At 56.0% G+C, this 20198-nt stretch carries 21 protein-coding genes (1 of these 21 cut by a window edge); 7 read left to right on the top strand and 14 right to left on the bottom strand.

The genetic code is table 11. The features are described 5' to 3' along the window. On the bottom strand, positions 1-698 hold the 5' portion of the coding sequence (gene thiI / locus M655_RS08510) for a tRNA uracil 4-sulfurtransferase ThiI (protein WP_005833580.1). 502 nt of this gene lie to the left of the window's left edge; the window shows 698 of its 1200 coding nt (coding positions 1-698); it begins with the start codon at positions 696-698; its stop codon lies off the left edge, out of view. Between the two features lie 30 nt (positions 699-728). Then, on the bottom strand, positions 729-1898 hold the full coding sequence (locus tag M655_RS08505; RefSeq protein ID WP_025843945.1) for a cysteine desulfurase family protein: 1170 nt from the start codon (positions 1896-1898) through the stop codon (positions 729-731). Between the two features lie 282 nt (positions 1899-2180). Between M655_RS08505 and M655_RS08500 the strand changes: the two genes are divergently transcribed. Next, the gene (locus M655_RS08500) at positions 2181-2327 is read left to right on the top strand and encodes a hypothetical protein (protein ID WP_005833584.1); all 147 of its coding nucleotides are present in this window, start codon (positions 2181-2183) and stop codon (positions 2325-2327) included. A gap of 245 nt (positions 2328-2572) precedes the next feature. After that, a complete protein-coding gene (locus M655_RS08495; RefSeq protein WP_026557894.1) occupies positions 2573-3583 on the top strand; it encodes a LysM peptidoglycan-binding domain-containing protein in 1011 nt (336 codons plus the stop codon). A gap of 181 nt (positions 3584-3764) precedes the next feature. Here M655_RS08495 and dapF read toward each other — a convergent pair whose 3' ends face one another. Then, the gene (gene dapF / locus M655_RS08490) at positions 3765-4625 is read right to left on the bottom strand and encodes a diaminopimelate epimerase (protein WP_005833589.1); all 861 of its coding nucleotides are present in this window, start codon (positions 4623-4625) and stop codon (positions 3765-3767) included. Between the two features lie 142 nt (positions 4626-4767). On the opposite strand from dapF, the gene M655_RS08485 reads away from it, so the two are divergent. Next, positions 4768-5301, top strand: coding sequence for a DUF84 family protein (locus M655_RS08485; protein ID WP_005833591.1), 534 nt, complete (start codon positions 4768-4770; stop codon positions 5299-5301). 68 nt (positions 5302-5369) lie between these two features. On the opposite strand, the gene M655_RS08480 is transcribed toward M655_RS08485, so the two are convergent. After that, positions 5370-5969, bottom strand: coding sequence for a DUF1700 domain-containing protein (locus M655_RS08480; protein ID WP_005833592.1), 600 nt, complete (start codon positions 5967-5969; stop codon positions 5370-5372). 96 nt (positions 5970-6065) lie between these two features. Here M655_RS08480 and M655_RS08475 point away from each other — a divergent pair, with 96 nt between their 5' ends. Continuing rightward, positions 6066-6656 carry a hypothetical protein gene (locus M655_RS08475; RefSeq protein ID WP_005833594.1) on the top strand — a complete coding sequence of 197 codons (591 nt, stop codon included), beginning with the start codon at positions 6066-6068 and terminating at the stop codon, positions 6654-6656. A gap of 158 nt (positions 6657-6814) precedes the next feature. Here the strand turns inward: M655_RS08475 and M655_RS08470 are convergent, their stop codons facing one another. Continuing rightward, entirely contained in the window at positions 6815-7039 is a 225-nt protein-coding gene (locus M655_RS08470) for a DUF1540 domain-containing protein (protein WP_005833595.1), read from the bottom strand. A gap of 89 nt (positions 7040-7128) precedes the next feature. Here M655_RS08470 and M655_RS08465 point away from each other — a divergent pair, with 89 nt between their 5' ends. After that, entirely contained in the window at positions 7129-7908 is a 780-nt protein-coding gene (locus M655_RS08465; protein ID WP_007783267.1) for an SDR family NAD(P)-dependent oxidoreductase, read from the top strand. On the opposite strand, the gene M655_RS08460 is transcribed toward M655_RS08465, so the two are convergent. Together M655_RS08460 and M655_RS08455 are read right to left on the bottom strand one after the other, a co-directional pair. Continuing rightward, positions 7879-9141: an MFS transporter gene (locus M655_RS08460; RefSeq protein ID WP_026557893.1), complete on the bottom strand. Its 1263-nt coding sequence runs from the start codon at positions 9139-9141 to the stop codon at positions 7879-7881. The two genes, M655_RS08465 and M655_RS08460, sit on opposite strands and share 30 nt — an antisense overlap. A 152-nt stretch (positions 9142-9293) precedes the next feature. Continuing rightward, the gene (locus M655_RS08455) at positions 9294-9842 is read right to left on the bottom strand and encodes an MFS transporter (protein ID WP_005833600.1); all 549 of its coding nucleotides are present in this window, start codon (positions 9840-9842) and stop codon (positions 9294-9296) included. Positions 9843-10047: 205 nt separating this feature from the next. Here M655_RS08455 and M655_RS08450 point away from each other — a divergent pair, with 205 nt between their 5' ends. Both M655_RS08450 and M655_RS08445 read left to right on the top strand, forming a co-directional pair. After that, on the top strand, positions 10048-10788 hold the full coding sequence (locus M655_RS08450) for an ArsR/SmtB family transcription factor (protein WP_005833602.1): 741 nt from the start codon (positions 10048-10050) through the stop codon (positions 10786-10788). Further along, positions 10760-12088, top strand: coding sequence for an MFS transporter (locus tag M655_RS08445; RefSeq protein WP_026557892.1), 1329 nt, complete (start codon positions 10760-10762; stop codon positions 12086-12088). The genes M655_RS08450 and M655_RS08445 overlap by 29 nt, the downstream gene beginning before the upstream one ends. Before the next feature lie 92 nt (positions 12089-12180). Here M655_RS08445 and M655_RS08440 read toward each other — a convergent pair whose 3' ends face one another. Genes M655_RS08440 through M655_RS08410 form a run of 7 tightly spaced genes read right to left on the bottom strand, consistent with a single transcriptional unit; the run spans position 12181 to position 20193 of the window. Further along, positions 12181-13620, bottom strand: coding sequence for a serine hydrolase (locus M655_RS08440; RefSeq protein WP_007783256.1), 1440 nt, complete (start codon positions 13618-13620; stop codon positions 12181-12183). Between the two features lie 52 nt (positions 13621-13672). Next, positions 13673-14785: an o-succinylbenzoate synthase gene (menC, locus tag M655_RS08435; protein WP_026557891.1), complete on the bottom strand. Its 1113-nt coding sequence runs from the start codon at positions 14783-14785 to the stop codon at positions 13673-13675. Next, complete coding sequence (locus M655_RS08430; protein ID WP_005833607.1) at positions 14766-15773, bottom strand: ABC transporter ATP-binding protein; 1008 nt, start codon at positions 15771-15773, stop codon at positions 14766-14768. Before M655_RS08430 ends, menC begins: the two co-directional genes overlap by 20 nt. After that, positions 15770-16753, bottom strand: coding sequence for an ABC transporter ATP-binding protein (locus M655_RS08425; RefSeq protein WP_026557890.1), 984 nt, complete (start codon positions 16751-16753; stop codon positions 15770-15772). Before M655_RS08425 ends, M655_RS08430 begins: the two co-directional genes overlap by 4 nt. A gap of 13 nt (positions 16754-16766) precedes the next feature. Next, complete coding sequence (locus M655_RS08420; RefSeq protein WP_005833611.1) at positions 16767-17621, bottom strand: ABC transporter permease; 855 nt, start codon at positions 17619-17621, stop codon at positions 16767-16769. A 19-nt stretch (positions 17622-17640) separates the two neighbouring features. Next, the gene (locus M655_RS08415; protein WP_007783249.1) at positions 17641-18561 is read right to left on the bottom strand and encodes an ABC transporter permease; all 921 of its coding nucleotides are present in this window, start codon (positions 18559-18561) and stop codon (positions 17641-17643) included. Positions 18562-18582: 21 nt separating this feature from the next. Then, positions 18583-20193 carry an ABC transporter substrate-binding protein gene (locus tag M655_RS08410; RefSeq protein WP_026557889.1) on the bottom strand — a complete coding sequence of 537 codons (1611 nt, stop codon included), beginning with the start codon at positions 20191-20193 and terminating at the stop codon, positions 18583-18585. Positions 20194-20198 lie beyond the last annotated feature (5 nt).

Here is a 20198-nt window from a genome sequence, read left to right as displayed (position 1 = left end):
CATTTGGTCAGCTTTTGCGCGAGGTCCCGCACTTTTTGCAAGGCGCGCTCACTGGTGAACGGATAGCTATGGAAATGGATCGCTTCGAGCGTAACCCCCCGCTTGAGCATCATCCAGCCAGCGACAGGGCTGTCGATACCGCCTGACAAAAGCAACAGCACTTTTCCGCTCACGCCTACAGGCAAGCCGCCTGGGCCGGGAATCGTTTCACAGCTAATGTACGTGCCTTCCGCGCGAATTTCCAGATTGACGATCGTCTCCGGCTCGTGCACGTCGACCTTGATCGCAGGAAGCGCGCGCAAAATGTGCGTGCCGACGATGCGGTTGACTTCCATCGAAGGAATCGGATAGCGTTTGTCGGCGCGGCGCGTAACGACGCGAAACGTGCGTGGCTCAGGCTTCAACTGACGGATCAGCTCCAGCGCTTTTTCCTTGATCGTCTCGATATCCGGGTCCACCTGAATGGTCGGACTGAACGAGGAAATGCCAAAAACGCGCTTCAGGCGCTCCATGACGGCGTAGGCATCTTCGCCGTGCAGCTCGACGTACATCCGTCCGTAGTTGCGTCTCACTTTCACCTTGAAAAAGGAGCGCAGCACGCTTTTCACGCTTCTGACCAGCGCATCTTCAAACTGATCGCGATTTTTGCCTTTGAGGGCAAGCTCGCCATATCGAATCAAAATGACATCGTAGTTCATAGTTATCTCCTTTGGTCGTTTCGTTTTCCACTATTTTCTGCGATCTGGCGCAGCTTGCGGCTTGAGCAGCGAGCGCAAGCTACCTACACACGTTTGCAGCGCCGTCAAAAACTGGGCGATTTCCTCGCTCGTATTTTCCCGGCCCAGGCTGATGCGCAGCGAGGACAGCGCACAATCGCGATCAATCCCTGCTGCCGTAAGTACCCGGCTCGGCTCGTTCGCCTTGGAGGAGCAAGCCGACTTGGTGGAGACGAGGAAGCCTCGCTCTTCCAACGCGTGCAGCAGCACTTCCGCCTTCACGCCTGGCACAGACAGGTTCATGATATGCGGCGCTGCGCCCGCTTCCGGCGTATTGACGATGCAGCCCTCGATTCGCTGGATGCCTTCACGAAGCTGCTGGTGCAAGCCTTGCAGCCTGTTGACCTCGCCATGGCCGAGCTCTTCCAATATCCGAATCGCTTTGGCCAGGCCAGCAATCGCCGGAAGATTTTCCGTTCCCGAGCGAATCCCGCCCTCCTGACCGCCGCCCATTATCAGCGGATGTATAATCAGTCCTTCGCGCTTGTACAAAATGCCTACTCCCCGCGGACCGTAAAACTTGTGCGCCGAGACGCTCAACAGATCAATCCCGGAATCTTGCAGCCGCAGCGGCACTTTGCCGATCCCTTGCACCGCATCGACGTGAAACAGCACCTTCGGAAACTGCTTCAGCCACTGTCCGATTTCCGCAACAGGCTGAATCGTCCCCAGCTCGTTGTTGACGTGCATGACGGAAACGAGAATCGTATCAGGCCGGAGGGCACGCTTCACGTCTTCCAGCGACACGCGCCCTTCCCGGTCCACAGGCAGGTAGGTCACGGTGAACCCGAAGCTTTCGAGCTGTTTGCATACATCATAGACAGCCGGATGCTCCACCTGGGTCGTAATGATATGCTTCCCTCTGTTCTGATATTGAAAGGCAATGCCTTTGATTGCCGTATTGTTGCTTTCCGTGCCTCCGGAGGTAAAAAAGACCTCTCCCTCTTTGCAGCCGAGGTACTGCGCGGCAACCTTTCGTGCCTGCTTGAGCACGTTTTCCGCCTCTACCCCTTTTTGATGCAACGAGGACGGATTTCCGTAATAGCTCTCCATGGCCCGTCTCACGGTCTCAATCACCTCTGGATGAGGCCGGGTTGTCGCACTGTTGTCTAAGTAAATCACCAGTCCACACCTTCCCTGAGGGCGAGCTGCCCTAAGTCTACCCTTCATCATAACACGACTGTCCCCGAAGAACATACTGTCGAGTGTACTTCTCCTGTTATTTTCCCCCATTTTGCCTTGCAAACAGCCATCTCGCGCGAATCCGAGCGAGCGTTCACACACTTTTCACAACTAAAGCGCTTACATCCAAAATTAAGCTATTTACAATACCACAGGCTTTCGTTAGAATTGTCAATAAATTTAGAAAAAAAGAAAACCACAAGGAACAAGGAGAGAGCAGCGATGACAACACAGGCTATGCAGGAAAAAATCAGTAAGATGGAAGCAGAATTGAAAAGATTGCAGGCGGAACTGGCCAAAATCAACAAGACAACTCCTCAATTCGACCGCAATGACGTCGCATACCTAAATGAGGTGTACAACGGGTGACTTTTCGCTTAATTTGTTTTCAATAGCGTGGGTGCTGGCACGACTTTGTTGCCGCAACCGCGCTATTTTTATGTCCAAAAGCACTGTTGCGGCTTTGCGTTCGAGGCAAAAGGATGCAATTTTCGCGTCTGGTGGAAGTGCCGACCAATGGAGGATAGATTTACCGGATGAAAGCGGACCTGCCGGCTGCGTACAATCAAGATGAACAACTTCACACATCACGCTACGGCATCGAGGAGGCTTTCATGTTCAAAACAACACGCTGGAAACGTCTCGCCCTGCAGACTGCACTGGTTGCTGGCTTGCTCCCTGTCACATCGGCCTTTGCCCAAACGATTCAGGTTGCGCCCGGAGATACGCTCGGCAATATTGCCTACAAAAACCAGATTACCGTCGAGCAGCTCAAGCTGGCGAATCAATTGACGTCAGACATGATTCTGGTTGGACAAAAGTTGTACATACCTCCCCGCTCTACCGTCTATACGGTGAAACGCGGCGACGTCCTGTGGAAGATCGCTGCCAATCACGGCGTAAGCATTCAAACAATTGTGAATACAAACAACCTCCAAACAACCGAAATTCTCATCGGGCAAAAGCTGCTGATCCCGACGCAGGAGCCGGCAGCGGAAACGCCCCAGCCAAAGCCAAAGGCTGAGCAGGACAAGCCTTGGGTCGAGAATACTCGCTATCAGGTCGTCAAGGGAGATACGCCCTGGACGATCTCCATTGCCCACGGCATCCCTTTTACCGAGTTTTTGCAAGTAAACAAACTGTCTGAGTCGGACTATTTGCAAATCGGCCAGGTCGTCACCATTCCGGTGCACCACATCCCGAAAACAGCGACGGCTGGCGCCAAATACGGTGAGTATCTCGACTGGTTCGAAGCAGCCCAGTACTTGTTCCCGATCAACGCGACCGCAAAAGTGACCGATTTTGCCACCGGAAAAAGCTTCATGGTCAAACGGACAATCGGCGCTTCCCACTCGGATACGGAGCCGCTGACCGCTGCTGACAGCGCTGCGATCAAAAGCATTTGGCGAGGAAGCTTTTCCTGGAGCATCCGTCCCGTCATCGTCGAAGTAGATGGCAGACGCCTCGCCGCTTCGATGTCGTCCATGCCGCACAGCATCGAGTACATTGCCGACAACGATTTTGACGGGCATTTCGATATTCACTTCCCTGGCAGCTTGCGCCACAAAGACAACCTGATCGACCCAGACCATCAGGCCGCCATCCGCATTGCGGCAGGAAAATAGCAACTGCCATCAGAAAAGCCGTTCCGGCTGAAACGACCGGAACGGCTTTTTTACGTGCCAAAGTCAAAAGGTTAGAAACAGCAGTCGCGCCCGCTTGCTTTCCCTGCGTTTGGCATCGTACAGCTTCAGATAAAGCAATAAAATTTGTCTCATCGCAAACTTTTGCCCAAGGGACAGACGTTTATTTATACGGGATCGGCCCTACATACTTTCCTTCGAACACTTCGGTAGCGGGCCCGGTCATGTAGACGCGGTTGTCTTCTTCCCGCCAATCGATAAAAAGGTCGCCTCCGGCCAGATGCACCGTGACCTTTCTGTCGACTTTGCCCGCGAGCGTTGCCGCGACTGCCGCTGCACAAGCGCCCGTGCCGCATGCGAGCGTCACACCCGATCCACGCTCCCAGACGCGGAACAAAATTTCTTCCCGATTCAATATTTGGATAAATTCGACGTTAGTGCGCTCCGGGAACCATTCGTGAAACTCGATCTGCGGCCCGTATTTGCGCACGTCCTCGTCCCGGACTTCGTCGACGAAAATGATCGCGTGCGGGTTGCCCATGGAAACAGCCGTCATCGTAAACACGGTGCCGTCCACTTCCAGCACTTCCTCGCGCGCCTGCTCCTCCGGGATGCCTGTCATCGGAATCGCCGCCCGCTCAAAGCGCGGTTCGCCCATGTCGATCGTCACCTGCTCGACTTTTCCGTCTTCACCAAGCGAGACAACCGGCTTCATGATCCCGCCGAGCGTCTCGACGGTAAACGTCTTCTGCTGCGTCAAGCCGTGGTCGTAGACGTACTTGCTCACGCAGCGCAAGCCGTTACCACAGTTTTTCGCCTCGCTTCCGTCGTTGTTGAAGACACGCATGCGAAAATCAGCCCGCTCCGACGGCAGAATCAGAATCAGCCCATCCCCGCCGATGCCGAAGTTGCGGTCGCTGACCCGTCTTGCCAGTTCGGGAAGATCCACCCCCGCCAACGTTTCTTCAAAACAGTTGACGTACACATAGTCGTTGCCCAAGCCATGCAATTTGGTAAATTTCATCTGCCACTCCCCGTTTTCTCTGTAATTTCTGACTCGCTCTCTATATGGACTTATCTTAACACAACACCTCCATATTTGGGGAAGTGGTATACTTACCAGTAGCGATTGAGCAATCCCGACAGAAGAGGTGACAACGATCCAGATGAAGAACGCACCATTACGCTATGCGCTGGGCACTCAAAACGAAGCAAAGCGTCTGGCGGTACAAAAGGCGACGGGAGCAGACCCGATCTGCCTGTCCGTCCCTTCCGGTGTGTCTGCCCAGCCGATGAGCGAGAAAGAGACGATTGCCGGAGCCATCAACCGGGCAAAAGCGGCCTTGGCCTCCGCTTGCGAGGCGCACATCGGGCTTGGGCTGGAGGGCGGCCTGATGTACGATCAGGAATTTACCCAGCAATGGTATTTGATTTCTGTCTGCGCGGCCTGGAACGGAAGCGAGCTGTATTTGGGAAAAGGACTGGCTTTTCCGATCCCTAAGCAGGCAGCCGAACGCATTTTGGCAGAAGGAATTGAACTGAATGTCATCATCGACGAATGGGGCCAGACTACCGGGAGCAATCACCGCGGCGGGGCGTATGCCCTTTTGACTGGCGGCCGCGTCAACCGGGCGGACGTTTTCTGTGAGGCAGTCATTGCGGCGACAACTCCGTTTTTGTCCCGTCTGTACACGAACTGAGCGAGCAAATGCAAAAACCTCCCCGGGCCGTTTTGTGCCCAGAGAGGTTTTTTGCGGTCTGATGCGGCTTAGCGGGCCGTGTAGTACGGGTAAATGACGAGCGCTCCCAAAATGGAGATCGCCCCCACGATCATCGCCCAAGCTCCCAGCGTTCGCGAGTCCCGGCGATACGCCAAATAGCCAAGCACCATCCCGATTGGGGCCACGAGGTACGGCATGAGGAACAGGGACAGGATCGATAGCCCCAGTCCTGTCATGCCGATCCCGCTGGCTCCGCTTTCCCGACTGTCCTCGTCATCGTTGACCTCACGCACAGAACGGCGCGCAGGGATCGGTTCGGCGATTTCCGCTGCGGCCTCGATATCGTCGTCTCGTACAGAAGCGACCGGCGCGCGGTCCTCCCGTGTCAGAACGACTCCATCCAGGCGCTCCGAAAAATCGTTTTCCACCCTGTCGTTGTCCACTCGGTCGTCCAGCTCGCCTGAATAGCGCTCTGTCAAAGAGTGTGGGTCGTAGTGAATCCTTCGCCTGGAGCGTCCTTCGTGTTCGTCGAAGGCAGCCTGGGTCCAGGTCTCCACCGCAAACTCCCTGTCGTGCTGATCTACTGTCTCGGAAAAGCCGGTATCTTCCTTCCGCTTCGCATTCATGCGTTCACGTCGATCCAACATACCATGCTCAGCCCCTTTTTTGGTAAAGGATTTGTTAGTGAAGGAAGTAGCCTTATTGTCTGCCCGCGGTGTACAATTTAAACTGGAGGCGAGAGGATGAAACCAGAGAAAATCCTAACCATTGGCATTGATATTGACGGTACGGTGACGTCACCCAGCAGCATTGTGCCATTGATGAACGAGAGCTTTGGAAGAGATTTACGATATGAAGACTGTTACGAGTACAATTTGGCCAACGTATATCAGATTACAGACGCGGAATTTGAAGAGTGGCTCGACCAGAACGGCGAGCGACTGTACGACGAGGCACCTGTGCACGGGATTGCCGATCAGGTGTTGCGCAAGTGGTATCCTGCGCACAAGCTGATCTACATCAGCGCCAGGGAAGCGCGTCATCACGACGTGACGCTGAACTGGTTTGCCCGTTACCAAATCCCTTACCATGAAGTCGATTTGATCGGCTCCCACGACAAGCTGGCGGCCGCACAAAGATGGGGCGTGGACCTGTTTTTGGAGGATCGGCTGGAAAATGCCTTGCAGTTGTCCGAAGCTTTGCAGATTCCCGTCTTTTTATTCGATACGCCGTACAATCAAGCCCGGCTCCCCGAGCTGGTGCACCGCGTGACCTCCTGGGAAGAAGTCGACAGGAAGGTCAAAGAGCTTGCGTTTGGACAAGCCCGCGTGTAACCTCTGCCCTGATTGCGCCCACGCAAAAAGACGTATCTCCATGGCGGGATACGTCTTTTTGAGCGCCAAGACGCACGAAGAAGCTCTGCAAGTGTCTGCGGCAAATGTCCGCGCGCAGTCACGCTTCGGGTCGGTTAGCCTCATTCGAAGGCTTTCCTTTACTTCTTCTCAGACTTTTTCGGCTTGAACGTCAGACAACAGGTCTCGGACGACTTCGTCGCATGATCCTTATGGCCTGTGTTTTGCCCGTACTCGCCAGCAAACTCTTCCTTCGTGTTTGCGTTGGCATGTGCGTCGATTTCCACCATGATTTCGTCGGCGCTGCAAAGATTGCCTTGCGCCCAGTACTCACAGTTTGCTACGCTGCATCTTACTTCTGGCATATGCTTTCACCTCCTAGACGCTATCCTTCACCATTCGTCTAGAGGTTATACTTGTGAAACATAACAGCTACAGAAAAGAGGATGGTCCCATGAGCTCTCCCCGTGTGGTCGTCATTACCGGGGCTTCCGGCGGTCTCGGGCAGGCATTGACGCGACTGCATCTGGAAAAAGGCGACCTCGTCATCGCCGCAACGCGCAAGCCCGTCAACCACGAGTCCCTGACCACTCCGGTCCCTGATTCCAACCGCTTTTTTTCCTATACTGTCAATGTCGGAAACAACGAGGACGTCCGCCGCTTTGCCGCCTGGGTGCACGTCCGCTTCGGCAGGTGCGACATCCTGTACAACAATGCGGGCATTGCCGTGTTCGAGCCACTCATCGGCATGGACATTGACGAGCTGGAGGAAACGTTGCGCACAAACATTGCCGGCGTGATGTACACCACGCGCGCCTTTTTGCCGCTGATGCTCGACTGTGGCTCGGGACACATCGTGAACGTCGCCTCGCTCGCCGGACAAGTCGCGACCGCCAAGGCATCCGTCTACGCCGCGAGCAAAGCGGCGGTGATCCGCTTCAGCGAAGGCTTGCAGCACGAGCTTGCCGGAAGCGGCGTTCGCGTCACCTGCGCCATGCCCGGGCCGATCGACACTCCTTTTTTGGAAAAGGCAGACAGGACCGGGGCGTATCGCAGCAAGGTCGCCCGTTATTTGCTCTCCGCAGACGAAACGGCCCGCCACATTTACAAAGCCGTACAAGCCAACCGCTCCGAAGTGGCAATGCCCTATCGCCTGAAAATGCTGTCGGTGCTCTATGCGCTTTTGCCGCAGCGCATCAAACAGCTAGTCGCCCCGCTCCTCAACCGCAAGTGACGGACTCTCCAGGTCCCTCAATACTCCGAAGGCCAAAAGCCCGCAGGCGATACAGACAGCGGCCCCGGCTCCGAACAGTCCCTGCACGCCAAGTGTAGGGATCAGCACCCCCGAGACTGCCGCGCCAGCCGGCATGCCTGTGCCTGTAATCGTCCGGATGCTCGTCATAACCCTGCCCAGCAAAGCATCCGGTACTTGTCTTTGCAGGTAGCTTCGGTACATGATGTTATACGGCGAATAGCTGAAGCCCGCCAAAGCCATCGCGATCATCGCCACCTCCAGCCGCGAAAAGAACGCGAGCGGCATGGTTGTAATTCCCCACAAAACGATAATGCCCGCCAACGTCACGCCCAACGGTATCCGCCAGGAAATCGTCGAGAAAAACAAAGACCCGAGCAGCGCCCCGATCGCAAGCGACGACCAGAGCATCCCCAGCGCCACCGAGCCGCCCGCCAAATTCTGGTTGGCATACAGCGGCAGCGCGACCTCAATCGGCCCGTAAGACATATTGAACAAAAAGGTGAACAGCACGAGCGCCACCATTTGCTTTTTCCCGAACAAATAGCGGTATCCCGTCTTCATGTCCGCGAAAAGCGAGCGCAAAAACAAGCCGATCTGCGCGCGTTGCGCCGCCGATTCCGGATTGGCGCTTTTCGTCATTTCTTTTGGCAAGCGGGAAAAACAGAGTGCGCAGACAAAGAAGCTGGCCGCATCAATCAACAGCACGTACGCTTCGCCAATCAGCCCGATCAATACCCCGGCCAGCGCCGGACCGAACATGTAAATGATCTGCCACTGGCTTTCCATGACGCCGTTCGCCTTGACCAGATGTCTTTTGTCGGCCAAAAGCCTCGGCAAAAGCGTCTGGGCGCCTGCCGTACTGAGCGGAGAGAGCGTACCCGCAATGACAATCAACACGTAAATCACAAAAAGCGGAACATGGTCGACCAGAAGCAAAGCTACCAGCGCGATAAAAATCAGGCCGCGCGCTACATTGTCCACCATAATCAGCTTTCGGCGATCGAACCGGTCCAAGAGCACTCCCGCCACCAGTCCCGCAAACACAGCAGGCAACATGTACGCGAGCACGACGCCCCCCATCGCGGCGGGCGAGCCCGTTTTTTTCATGACAAACCAGGTAAGTCCCATCCAGCCAAACTGATCGCCCAATCCCGACAAGAACATGCCGAGCCAATACCAGCGAAACGCATGCTGCCTCCATAGCTCTTTCATCCCTGCATCTTCCTTTTTTCGTCTTTTTCCATCATTGTACAGACGATTTTATACTTTTTCAACAATTATATTTATTAAATAAAAAAGTGAACGGAAGTAACACAAAAAGACCTTTGCCATCGCAGCAAAGGTACGGGCATTTTACGAGACGACTATTCTTCCTGTCCCAGCTTCTGCAACTGCCTGCGGCTCCACAGCCAGACACCGCCTGCTGCTACGCCGAACATGCCGAGCCAGACCGAGACAGACGCGCTGCCCGCTTGCTCTGCGGCAAAGCCGAGCACGAGACAGCTTGCGGAAAAGCTCCCCATCGTCGCCATCTCCCGGATCGAAAAGACTCGCGCCAAATAGGCCGGGTCCGCCAGTTTTTGCAGCTTGGTTACGGACAAAATCGAAGAACCAAACGACGCGAAGGAACAAAACAGAATCGCTACCGCAAGACCGAGCAGCGGCTTGATATGAAATACCGCTACAATCGACAGCCCCATGGCAATCAGCGCCCATCCCTGGAACCGTGCAATTCCCCGTTCGCTCAGGCGCTCCGCCAGCCTGCCCGCTGCCAAACCCGCCAGCACGCCTCCAAGCCCGAGCGGAATGTCAAGCAGGCCGACGACGGCAATAAAGGTAAACTCGTTCCCGATGATATGAACAATATGAGCCGCATACAGACGGCGAAAGACCGGGTGTTGAAGCAAGGTCATGATCGCGCATCCTTTCCCCGTTAAGGTAAGTCGAGACTTTCAAAAGCTTACCCAGTCAACTTTCTCACATTGTAGCACTTGCCTGAAAATATCGGCAAATTGTTCTTGTCAGCGCCCTCCGTTGTAAGCTATCATACGTTCAAATAAAATTGAACGTTTCAAAATAACAACACGTTCACTTTTCCCGAAATGGAGCTGACACGATATGAAACGGTTTCTGGTCATCGAAACATTGGATCAACTGAAGGCGATTAGCGACTCGTTGCGAATGGACATCATCATGTTGCTCGTCAAGGAAGCGTACACGGGAAAGCAGCTCGCTACCCTGCTCTCCCTCTCTGCCTCCAAAGTCCATTACCATCTCAAGGAGTTGGAGAACCACGGCTTTATCAAAGTCGTCCGCACAGAAGAAAAAAACGGGATTGTGCAAAAATTTTTCCGCGCGGTCGCCTACGACTTCAAAGTGAGCGAGGAGCTGCTCCCGTCGCTTCGCGAAAACAGCATGCTGCTGCAGGAAGCGATGGTCAACCATCTACGCACGAGCATTACCCGCCTGTACAACGCCCCTGACGAATCGTTCATGCAATTCGTGGACGAAAGCAAGCGCGCCCCGGCGGTTGCCTTCAATGCCGAGGTAAAAGCTCCGCGGGAGGAACTCCACGCCTGGCTGAAAAAATACCACGCCCTCATCAACGAGCTGGGGGAAATGGAAGAACGCCATCTCGCGCGGATCGCTGCCGGAGAAGTAGAAGACAGCGAAGAAAACTTCTACCTCGTATCCGTCGGCTTCATGACCAACGAACGCTATTACGTGGCCGACGATGAATCTTTGCCGGAAAATTACGAACATCTGCCTAGCGATCACAAACATGTGACCAACAAAATTGTCGTCAAAAAGAAAAAGGAGGCGACCAGCGATGGCAATGGCGACCTCGACAACAACTAGCGCCTTGTGGAAAAATCGCTCGTTTCTATCGCTCTGGAGCGGCACGATTCTGTCCGCCGTGGCCGACGGCGCGTTCTTTTTGCTGCTGTCGTGGTTTATCGTCGACCGGACCGGGTCGGAAGCGATGCTCGGAACCGCCCTCATCTGCATGTCGATTCCCCGCCTGCTGTTCATGCTCGCCGGAGGTGTCGCCGCCGACCGCTGGAATCGGAAATGGATCATGCTCGGCTCTATTCTCGCGCGCAGTCTCATTTTGCTCGGCTTCAGCCTTGCTTTGCAAAACGAGCCCGGTACGTGGCTGTACGTGTTCATCTACGGGATCGCCGCCTTGTTCGGGACGGTCGACGCTTTTTTCTGGCCGGCGCGCAGTTCGATTTTGCCCTCGCTGGTGTCGCGCGAGCAGCTCACTTTCGCCAACAGCCTGATGGAAATTTCCCAGCAGATCAGCATGGTCGGCGGGCCTGTCGTCTCCGCTGTGCTGATTCGCACGGGCGATTACCCGCTCATGTTTCTCATTTTGGCGGTGGCCTTTTTCGTTGGGGCGATCTTTTTGTCCGCTTTGCGCCTGTCTCCAGCGCAAAACGCATCGCCTGCCCCGCAGCAGGACGCTCCGGCTTCCGGCAAAAGCTCTTACTTCCAGGACATTTGGAGCGGCATCCGCTTTACGTACAGCATCCCGATCTTGACGATGATTTTGACGACCTCGCTCGTCATCAACATGATGTTTTCCGGGCCGATCAACATGGCCATTCCGCTCCACGTCAAAGACCTGGGCTGGGACGGAAGCGCCTACAGCTCCCTTAGCACCGCGCTTGGAGTCGGCACGATTGCCGGGGGAATTTTGACCGGGCTGTGCAAAGGTTTCCGGGGAAAATTCATGCTGCTCCCGCTGTTTCTCGGCGTCATGGGCATCGGGATGAGCTCGCTCTTTTTCATGCAGCAGTTGCTGTTTGGCCTGATCGGCATGTTTCTCATCGGAATGATGCTCAGCATGACGAACATTCCGCTGATTACGTACATCCAGACCATCGTTCCTTCGACGATGCTCGGCCGGGTCATGTCGCTGCTCGCGCTGATGTCGATCGGCTTTGGCCCTGTCAGCTACGCCCTTTGCTCGTTTCTTTTGGCTACGAAGGCGGCCACATCCGGCGTCCTCTTGCTCGCAGGCGGCATCATTTTCACCTGCTCCGGGCTGAGCCTGCTCTTGTTCCGCACCTTCCGCAACATCGAGCAGCATCCGGACTGGCGGCGCTCTGCGGCTGGCGAGACGCCCCTCAACAGCTCCGTGTCTTCCATATAGGCAGCTCCATAACCCACGCGGCTGCGTCCCCGATTCAAAAAAACGCGCCCCTCACAAGCGAGTGCCATGCTTGCAGGTGCGCGTTTCTTCCATTATACTTTTTGCTCTGTTCCTACCAGTATCTTCGGCAACTGCCGGAAGCCGAAGCCCATCCGGCTGATCGTCCCTGCCTCGTCGCGGTAGAAGTGGATGTACGAATCTGTCTCTCCCCGCTTCCAGACGAAGCCGTCTTCCCCTACAGGACGCAGCGGGACTGTAGCGCCCATCGCCTTCAGCACGAGCGCGTTTTCTTCGATGGCAACGGTGACATTGGCGCCTTCCGAGGAACGGTATTCTCCGGCGTAAGCCGCAAATCGCTCAGGCGGCAGCTCGTAGTCCGCATACGGGAACGGAGGGGTCGCCGCAGGCTTTCCATTGTTTGCATTCAACAAGCCGTGCATCAGATCGGTCACGGGGGCACCATCGACATTCATGAGAATCGCCCCGGTCAGGTTGCGTTCGGGAATGGCGAAAATTTGCGCGCTGACCCCTTTGATCGCTCCGCCGTGCTCGACGAGCGTCCCTCCGTGGCAATCCGTGCCGATCATCAGCCCGTAGCCGTAGCCTTGGAAGGGGCTGAGCGGGGCGTGGGGCGTCGTCATCGCCTTGACACTGGCCTCGGAAAGCAGCCGCTTGTCGCCCACCAGTCCCCCTGTGCGGAACAGCTCCGTATAGCGCAGCAAATCGCGTATCGTCGACTTCAAAAAGCCTGCCGAGCGCATCGCCGGAGCGTCCCACCACGAAGGCGAGCGATACACGTCGCCGCCGTCTTCCGGGCTTTTGCGGGTGAACAGCGTCGCGACCTGCGCATCGGCTGGCAGCTCCTCGATCAAAAAGGCGCTGTGCGTCATGCCAGCAGGCGCCAGGATGTTCTCGTGGACAAACTGCTCGTACGTGCTGCCGCTCACCCGCTCGATAATGACCCCGAGCAAGGCGTAGCTGTCGTTTGAGTAGCTGAACTGCTCGCCCGGCGCGCCGAGCAGTTCGTAGTCGAGCTTTGCCAAATAAGCGAGCATCTCTTCTTTTGTCTCGATAGCTTCGGCTTTTTCTACATCCCATTGCAAGCCGGAGCTGAAGCTGCGGTCGGCTGCTTCTTCCGCCATGCTGTTTTTCATCGCGCCGACGAGTGTATCCAACGGAGGGAAACCTGCGGTGTGGGTCATCAGATGATGGATGGTCATCTCGCGGGTAAAAGCTTCATTCGGCGTGCGCAACTCGGGAATATAGGTGCGCACCGGGTCGTGGACATTCAGCTTGCCTGCTTCCTGGAGCTGCATGATCGCCACGCACGTAAACGATTTGGTCACCGAGCCAATGCCGAACACCGTATCTGCGGTCAGCTCCTGCGCGTCCGCCGTATCGTCGGCAAGCCCGAAGCCGTGGAAATATTCGAGCTGTCCCTGTTCCGCCAGTCCGACTGCCGCCCCTGTGATTTTCGCCTTGGAAAGCAGGTTTTGCGCATACTCTTCAAACGATTCAACCCACACCGCCATCGTTCTTCTCCCCTTTTTCCCTTTCTTTTAGAAAAATCGTGAAGCGCGGCTGTTACGGCCGGAAATTCGCCGAGCGGAGCACGTAGTTGCCAATCGCCCGCGCATTCAGCGCGTAGCCGATTCCCGGACCATCCGGCACGGCCAACTGCCCTGGAGCGATCAGCTCGACACCGCCCTCCACGATGTCTTCCTCCCAATAACGGCTGGAGGCCGCTGTATCGCCCGGAATCGTGAAGTTTGGCAGGCTGGTAATGGCGATATTGTGCGCGCGGCCGACCCCTGATTCGATCATGCCCCCGCACCAGACCGGAATGTCATGCGCCTGGCAAAAATCGTGAATCCGCTTGGACTCAGTCAAACCGCCGACGCGACCGACTTTGATATTGATGATGCCGCAACTGCCCAGCTCGATCGCTTTTCTGGCGTCCTCCACGCTGTGAATGCTCTCGTCGAGGCAAATCGGCGTGGAAAGCTCGCGCTGCAGCTTCGCATGGTCGATGATGTCGTCATGGGCCAACGGCTGTTCGATCATCATCAGCCCGTATTGATCCAGCTCTTTCATCACGTCGATATGCTCCATCGTGTAGGCGGAGTTCGCGTCGGCCATCAGTGGCACATCGTCGCCAAACTGCTTGCGGATTGCGCGAATCAGCTCCACGTCAAACCCCGGTTTGATCTTCACCTTGATTTTTTTGTAGCCTTCCGCGAGGTGACGCTCCACTTTTGCCAGCACCTGATCGACTGTCGGTTCAATCCCGATGCTGATGCCAACGTCGATTACCGATTTGTTTCCCCCAAGCGCCCTGGCAAGCGACACCCCTTTTTGCTTGCTGTACAAATCCCAAATGGCCCCTTCCAACGCCGCCTTCGCCATGTTGTTGCGGCGGACGGGAGCAAACAGCCGATCCACGTCCTCCGGCGTCTCGATTGGACTGGCAAACAGCTTCGGAATGAGAAAACGCTCCATCATGTGCCAAACAGTTTCGGTCGTTTCTTCATTATAATAAGGGTCCGGCATCGCCACGCTCTCGGCGTAGCCGACTTCCCCTTCTCCGTAGACGCTAACCAGAATCAGCTCCTTGACCACCGTGTAGCCAAAGCTTGTTTCAAAACGGAAGCGAAGTGGTATGTGCAGTTGCTGCAGCTCAATGCGCTCGATTTTCAATGATCTTCATCCCTTCTGTTTCATATAGATGGCATGCGACAAAATGGCGGGGCTGGATCTGGCTGGGAACGGGACGAACCGTGCGGCAAATCTCCGTGCTGTGCGGACAGCGCGTATGAAAGGAGCAGCCTGCTGGCACCCGCGAAGGACTGGGAACGTCGCCGCCAAGCACGATCCTTTCCTTTCGGCGAAAAGGATTGGCTTTTGGCACGGCAGACATCAGCGCCTGTGTATATGGATGCAGCGGCCCCGTAAACAAATCTTTTTTGTCCGCGATTTCCACGATGCGCCCGAGGTACATGACGGCGATTCTGTCGCTAATATGGCGAACGACGCCTAGATCGTGGGAAATAAACAGGTAGCTCAGTCCGAGTTGCTCCTGCAAATCTTGCAGCAGGTTGACAATCTGCGCCTGAATGGAGACATCCAGGGCAGAAACCGGCTCGTCTGCCACAACCAGCGCTGGCTGAACCGCCAAAGCGCGCGCAATCCCGATCCGCTGTCGCTGACCGCCGCTGAACTCGTGGGGATACCGGGCCGCGAACTGCGGATTCAGCCCGACCAGTTGCAACAGCTCCTGCACCTGCTCCCGCCGATTGGCGGACGACAGCTTCGGCTCTCTCACGCTCAGCGCTTCCTCCAAAGCTCCCTGCACCGTCATCCGTGGATTGAGCGAGGCGTACGGGTCCTGAAAGACAATTTGCATTTTTTTGCGAAAAGAGCGAAAACGACGCTCCGGCATCGCCGTTATTTCTTGGCCTTCAAAGTGAATCGTCCCGCCTGTCGGCTCGATCAGGCGCATGATGCTTCGCCCCGTGGTCGATTTGCCGCAGCCGCTTTCTCCGACAAGCCCCAGCGTCTCCCCTTTTTTAAGCTGAAAGGAAACTCCATCGACTGCCTTGATGACTTCGCCACTCTTGCCGAGCAGTCCTTTCTTCACGGGAAAATACGTCTTCAGATCGTTTACGGATAACAAAATCTCGCTCATACCGCCATCTCCTCTTTCGCGTACAGCCAGCAGCGTACGGCTTGTGTGCCTTGGCCGGAGAGCGGCGGCTTTTCCAGGTAGCAGCGTTCCATCGCCAGCGGACAGCGAAAGCGAAAGGCACAGCCCTCTGTCACTTCGCCGAGCAACGGGACGCTGCCTTCGATCGGGTCCAGTCGTTTTTTCTCTTCCTCATCCAGGTCGGGGATGCAGCGCAGCAGCCCGGCCGTGTACGGGTGCAACGGCTGCGTAAACAGGCTGGCGACATCTGCCTCCTCCACGATCTCCCCGTAGTACATGACCAGCACCCGATTCGCCATTTCCGCGACGACTCCAAGGTCGTGCGTAATCAGCAAGAGCGAGGTGTTGGCCTTTTCCTTCAAATCGTTCATCAGCTCCAGTATTTGCGCCTGAATCGTCACGTCCAGCGCCGTCGTCGGCTCGTCGGCGATCAGCAAATGCGGGTTGCAGGCCATCGCCATCGCGATCATGACCCGCTGCTTCATCCCTCCCGACAACTGGTGCGGATATTCGCGCATGATTTCCTCGGCGCGCGGAACCCCGACCTTTTTCAGCATGGCAATGGCCTGTTCCCGCCGTTCTTTTTTGGACAAATCGGTATGCAGGCGGTAAACCTCCTCTAGTTGCTTGCCGATGGTGTGCACCGGATTTAAGGAGGTCATCGGCTCCTGAAAAATCATCGCGATCTCTTTGCCGCGTATCTCGCGCATCTCCTTTGGCCCCAGCTTGCCAAGCTCCCTGCCTTGAAAGCGGATGCTGCCCTCCATCTGCGTGGAGGAACGGGACAACAACCCCATGATCGCAAGCGAGGTCACGCTTTTGCCGCAACCGGACTCTCCTACCAAGGCGACCGTCTCGCCTTTTTTGAGCTGAAAAGAAATGCCTTGCAACGCGGGCAGCACGCCATTTTCCGTCCTGAACTTCACCCGCAGGTCATTGACCGCAAGCAACGCGTCTTTCATTTTCCATCCTCCCTTACCTCGTTTTCGGGTCCAGGGCGTCACGCAAGCCATCGCCAAGCAAGTTGAAGCCAAGGACCACCAGCATGATCGCCATGCCAGGGAAAATGGACATCCACCAGGCCTGACTCAAAAACGACTTGCCGACAAAAACCATCGCCCCCCATTCCGGCATCGGCGGTTGGGCACCGAGCCCGAGAAAGCTCAGGGCGGCAGCGGCCAAAATGCTGACGCCAAACTGAATCGTCGACAGCACGATGATCGGCGACAGGATGTTCGGCAAAATGTGCTTCAAAAGAATTTGCCAGTCGCGAATCCCCAGGGCGCGGACGGCCTCGATGTACTCCTTTTCCCGGATGGACAGGACGGCAGAGCGCACGACCCGCACGTACGACGGAATGACCGCAATCACGACGGCAATCATCGCATTGGTTAACCCCGGCCCGAGCACGGCAATTACCGCGATCGCCAACAGCAGGGCGGGAAGCGACATGAGAATGTCCATCCCTTGCATGATGAACAGGTCGAGCTTGCGGTAGTAACCGGCGATAATGCCGAGCGTGACGCCAATTGCCGTAGAGAGCACGACCGTAATCAGCCCCATCAAAAGCGAGATCCGCCCGCCGTGCAAGAGCCGGGAAAAAATATCGCGGCCAAAATCATCCGTCCCCAACAAATGCGTAAGGCTGGGCGCAGCCAGGCGTTGCTCAAAGTTCATCTGCTCGACGGAGTGCGGCGCAATGACCGGCGCAAACAAAGAGGCCAGCGTAAAAATGAGCAGGATGATCGCTCCGGCCATGGCGGTTTTGTTGCGCCGCAATCGTTTTCCGATCACCGACCAGTAAGAGGATGTGTGATGGCTGTTGTTCACGGTTATCCTGCTCCTTTCCTTAGTCGAAGTGGATGCGCGGATCAATCCGGCTGTAGATAAGGTCCACAATCAAGTTGGTCAGGGCAAAAATCAGCGCCATGAAAAACACCATCCCCTGCACCGTCGGCATGTCCCGCTTGCTGATCGCCTCGATGGCCAGACTGCCGATGCCTTGCAAAGAAAACACCGTTTCGACCACTACCGCTCCAGCCATGAGCGAGCCGAATTGCAGGCCGATCATCGTCACAACCGGGATGATCGCGTTGGGCAAGCCGTGGCTGAACACGAGAGAAACGAGAGACGCTCCTTTTGCCTCCGCCGTCCGCATGTAGTCTTGCTTGATGACTTCGAGCATGCTGGCGCGCGTCATCCGGGCGATCATGCCCGCTTCGGCCATCCCCAGCGTGATCGCGGGCAAGAGCAAGGAATGAATGCCCTCGTAGCCGGAGATCGGGAACAAGGCGAGCTTGTAAGCGAAAATCCAGATCAAAAACAGCGCGATCCAAAAGCCCGGCGCGGAAATGCCGACCAAGGAGGTCAGGACGACCAACCTGTCGACAAACGTGTTTTGTTTGACGGCGGCAATCGTCCCGAGCAAAATGCCGAAGATCGCGGCAATGACGACACTGAGCACAGCGAGCTGCATCGTGATCGGGAAGCGCGCGACAATTTGCTCCCACACGCTCTCCCCGGTAAAGAGCGAGGTTCCGAGATCGCCCGTCAACAGTCTCCCCAAAAAGCTCGCGTACTGCTGCCAAAGCGGCTGATCCAGCCCGAGCGAAGCGCGCATCTGGCTGATCGCTTCCGGCGTGGCAAACTGTCCCAATATTTGCGTTGCGGGGTCGCCGGGGATCAGATGGACCATGAGAAAAATCAGGACAGAGACGCCAAGCAGCGTGCCCAATAGAGAAAGCAGCCTTTTTGCGACATAGCGGCGCATGTCTTCACCCCTGCTTTTTGCCTATTTGTCGAGCGTGACATCATTCAAAATGAAATATTGCGTGTACGGATTAAGCGAAAAGCCTTTAATGCCCCGTGTCGCCGTCACCAGCTCGTTCACCCAGAGCGGCACCCATGGCGACTCGTTCAGCAAAATTTCCTGCGCTTGTTCGTAAATGCGGATTCGCTCCTCTTCGCTTGCCGCTTCCCGGCCTTTGTTGAGCAACTCGTCCAGCTCCGGCTTCGTGAAGTGCATGCGGCTTGTGGCATTGCTCTTTTCAAAGATGAGGTAGAAGATGTCGGCATCGAACCAGCCGTAGTACATCAAAGCCATGTCGTACGACTTTTTGCTGATGCGGTCTTTGATCGTCGTCATTTCCTGCACGGTAATTTTCAGGTCGATGCCCGCTTCCCGCAACTGGCTCTGGAGAATTTGCGCGGCGCGCGAAAACGCTGGCTCCTGCGACACGAGCAGCTCCACAGACAACGGCTTGCCATCCTTGTCGACGATGCCGTCGTTGTTGCTGTCCGTCCATCCGGCGTCGGCAAGCAGTTGCTTGGACTGTCCGAGATCGCGGGTGTACATTTGCTTGGCCTTGTTCTCAATCGCCTCGCTGTAGCCGAAAATCGTCGGTGCCAACGGGCCGTAAATCGGCTTGCCGAAGCCGTTCAACGCCACGGCAACGAGCGGGTCGCGGTCGACGGAGAGCGCTACGGCTTTGCGCAGGCGCACGTCGCCAAACAGCGGATGCTGGTTGTTGAACGCGATGTACTTGATGCCGATGTCCATCATTTTCTGAATCTCGACGTCAGGCAGTGCTTGCAGCTCGGCGACAGCGTTTGCTGGAACGTCGTGCAGCACGTGGATCGTCCCTTTTTTAAATTCCATCAGGCGGGTATCGTCGTCTTTCAAAAAGCGGAACAATACGTTGTCTACGTGCAACGGCCCTTTGTTTGTCGCGTACTCCGGCCCCCAGTTGAAATCCGGATTTTTCTTGTACAAAAGCGAGGCGCCGCGTTCGCGCTTTTCGAACTGGATCGCTCCTGTGCCCGATGGTTTGTCGCCAAAGCCGTCGCCAAGCTCTTTTGCCGTCTTGGCGTCGATCGGAGACACCAGCCCGCTAATGACGACGTTGATAAACGGGGCGAACGGCTTGGAGAAATGAATTTTCAGCGTCTGCTCGTCCGCTGCCTCCACTTTTTCGATCGGTCCCGCAATTCCTTTGACCGGGGAGATTTCCAGCATCCGGTCGAACGATTCCTTCACAGCCGCCGCTGTCACAGGCTCGCCGGAGTGAAAGCGCGTATTTTTGCGCAAAGTAAACGTCCACGTCTTGCCGTCCTGCGAGATTTCGTACTTTTCCGCGAGGCGCGGGACGATTTTCCCTGTTGTATCGCGGGTCAGAAGCGGTTCGTACAAAAGGCCGTTCTCATTGCCCAACCAGCTTGTCTTGTGCAGATCGAGCGTATCCGGTTCAATCAGCGAGGAGATGACGAGCGTGTTATTGCTCTTGCTCGTCCCGTCGCTATCCGGCTGAGTCGTCTGGGTTGCCGTCTGCGCGGAGCAGCCTGCGATCATTGCTGTTGCCAGCAAGACGCCAAGCGGCCCGTTTTTCCACCAGCTTTTTTTCATGCCTT

It is taken from the genome of Brevibacillus sp. NSP2.1 (genome assembly GCF_000470975.2).
Lineage (GTDB): Bacteria > Bacillota > Bacilli > Brevibacillales > Brevibacillaceae > Brevibacillus > Brevibacillus agri.
Note: the sequence above shows the minus strand (reverse complement) of the source record. Positions and strands in the feature narration are given on the sequence as shown.